Below are 2,898 nucleotides of genomic sequence, written 5' to 3'. Positions count from 1 at the left end.
AAAATGAACGGATATGCTCCGTTTTTTATGCCCTTTTCAAGCCCATTTTAGCAATAATTGTGGGTGGATTATGCCGTTCTAAGTGGGTGGGTATGCTCCGTTTTCGCCATGAAAAGGCAAGGGAGATGAGAAGACTGGTTATCAAGGAACTGATGGACAGAAAAAAGGAAAATATTGTTTATGACTTTGAAACAATGTAATGGGGAAATGATGTGTGAACCTGTGTTCCGGACATGGCATTTCTTCTGGAGAATCTTGAACAAAGGAAGATAAAGGAGATAGATTTTATCGTAACATTTGCGGTATATCAATATTTATATATAAATTTGCAAAACAGTTTTATTTTAACTAAAGATACATTATGACACGTTTATATATAATTTCATATGATCTGAATAATCCGGGAAAGGATTATACTGATTTATTTCAGAAAATTGAATCTTTAGGCTCCGCACTACATATACAAAAATCTGTATGGCTGCTGAAAAGTAGTCTGAACGCAAATGAAATAGCTACGTCATTGCATGAAAAAATGGATGGTAATGATATTTTATTTGTATCGGAACTTAGCAAATCCAACTATCAGGGATGGATGAACAAAAATTATTGGGAATGGATTAAAGAGTAATCTGATATGTTGACACAGGTGCATCTTACTAATTTTAAATGTTTTGCTGAAAAACGGGTCTTCGATCTGTCAAAAATTAATCTGTTTACCGGACTTAACGGAAGAGGTAAGTCAAGCGTCCTGCAATCTATTCTGTTGTTATCTCAATCGGCTTACACTCATAATTCTTTCCGTTCGTTGCTGATTTCGTCGAACAGGTGGATAAAACTCGGTGATTTTAATGACATAATAAACTGCAAGGACTTCCCTACCGTAATTTTAGGTTTCCGTTCGGACAGGAAAACCGGTGAAACAGAAGAAAGCAGTTTTTCTTTTTATTATAAGCAGCATGGTATGTTTGCCGACAGAGGGGAGCTGGTGGATTATGAATCTAACGGGAATATGGCATCGAAAATAGAATTAGGTATTTTCGCACCGGACAACAATAATTCTATCCGAGGCGCAGGTACAAAACAGTCTTTCGACTATACAGATGACGAACTCGTGATTTCAATGTTCAAGAATGTGCATTATGTATCGGCAGACAGAATGGGAGCACGGCTTTATTATGACAAGTTTGGAGCGCTTGATACAAAAACCGGATGTCACGGGGAATATTTTCTTAATATCTTGGCACGTAATCCGGGGATTAAGACTTCATTGTCACGATCAGGTAAGGCAAAAGGACTTTTGGATGTATGCCAGGAATGGCTGGACTATATTTTTGATGGAGCAGCAATTTCAGTAAAAGAAGCCGCAAGCACATTGGAACTGGAAATGTCGCCTCTAAATGGTGAAAAACTGCATAAAAGTGTAAATGTAGGCTTTGGATATAGTTATATATTGGCGTTGCTGGTAACTGCTCTTATAGCCGAGAAAGAAGAAATGGTGATCTTTGAAAATCCGGAAGCACATTTACACCCCAAGGCTCAGTCGCGTTTTATGCAACTGATTGCAGAACGTGCCAGTGAAGAGAATGCTCCTCAGTTTTTTATTGAAAGCCATAGTGAACATATCTTGAACGCTATTCGTGTGGCTGTTGCAAATCCGGAAGTAAAATTATCCAATAATGATGTGACTATTCATTATTTCGATAAGGATTTTTCAAGCAAGAAGATGGATTTAAAGGAAGACGGATTCATCACTAACTGGCCCCAAGGCTTTTTTGACGAGGCAGAACTGGCTATGAGCAAACTCTTTCAATATAAGCGCCAACGCAAATAACTGTATGAAAGTTACATTCTATATTATTCCACAATCTTTCTGCGCAAAAGGTGTATCATTATGTAGTGTAATAAATAGTGTGTATGCTTTTTTGTCTGAATATTCGACCATTGACTCCTTCAATGATGAAAATGAAATAATTGTGGACGATAACATTTATGAAGCTATATTGCCAAACGGGATGACCTTGGGGGAATATGCTTATAATATATGTGATGCGGAGGGAGAGGAAAGAGACTTGAAATCCTCACTGCAAAGAATACTGCAACGACACAGCAAAAAAATTACCATAGAACAGATATGTAAACAGATAGACGAGAATTCTATAAATGGATGCGTAGGAGTAATAAGTATGGTGCCGATAGAAGGTATAGCAGACAAATCGCAAATCGTATATGATAAAAGCAGCTGGTATGACTTCCGACGATATCACTTAGGGCTGTTTCATGGTGAAGCGGAATACTTTATTGACGAGTGCAGGAAATTCTATCCAAATATGTTTTTTCACGATCATAACAAGGATTCTGTGGGCAATATATTGAAAAGTTTTGCCCGAACAATCATATTTCATCTGAACGGAATACACGACATACTACCGGACTTAATGGAAAAACATCCCGGGTTTAATCAGACGGATTTATTACGTGAACTTTCAGACAAAGCTAAATTCCCCGAAGTGGCTACTCCTGAAGGTGGAGGAAACAAAAAGTACATGAAATTTGCTTTTAAACCTGACAATGGAGAGAAAAATATTGATGTCTTGTGCGAACTTCATGCCAAACTTTGTTACGATGACTCTAATGATGGCAAGTATCATAAAGACAAACGTATCTATTTCCATAAAGGAAGAAAGGATATAGCAGGAGGTAGGATTCTAATAGGACATATAGGGAAACATTTATAAAAACTGTATACTAAAAAATTATTATATTATAACCACAAACATAAACCTGTATATGTAACCATTCTATTCTCCGCCTTGACACGCATTTTCCTTAAACATACCTTTGCGCCATAACCCAATAACATCAATGATTATGGCGAAAGAAAAAGTAAACTATCAGGAG

General features: G+C 37.1%; 4 protein-coding genes. All 4 read left to right on the top strand.

What is annotated here, in order from left to right:
• Positions 1 to 200: hypothetical protein (locus H6A27_RS14095; RefSeq protein ID WP_204509142.1), on the top strand; the 200-nt coding region annotated here is incomplete at its 5' end.
• Between the two features lie 161 nt (positions 201 to 361).
• Positions 362 to 628 (top strand): hypothetical protein, encoded by a 267-nt coding sequence (locus H6A27_RS14090; protein ID WP_204509141.1) that lies wholly within the window; start codon positions 362 to 364, stop codon positions 626 to 628.
• 6 nt (positions 629 to 634) lie between these two features.
• Positions 635 to 1,831 carry an AAA family ATPase gene (locus H6A27_RS14085; RefSeq protein WP_204509140.1) on the top strand — a complete coding sequence of 399 codons (1,197 nt, stop codon included), beginning with the start codon at positions 635 to 637 and terminating at the stop codon, positions 1,829 to 1,831.
• A gap of 4 nt (positions 1,832 to 1,835) precedes the next feature.
• On the top strand, positions 1,836 to 2,735 hold the full coding sequence (locus H6A27_RS14080; protein WP_204509139.1) for a hypothetical protein: 900 nt from the start codon (positions 1,836 to 1,838) through the stop codon (positions 2,733 to 2,735).
• The last annotated feature ends 163 nt before the right edge of the window (positions 2,736 to 2,898 follow it).

Source organism: Bacteroides caecigallinarum (genome assembly GCF_016902295.1).
Lineage (GTDB): Bacteria > Bacteroidota > Bacteroidia > Bacteroidales > Bacteroidaceae > Phocaeicola > Phocaeicola caecigallinarum_A.
Note: the sequence above shows the minus strand (reverse complement) of the source record. Positions and strands in the feature narration are given on the sequence as shown.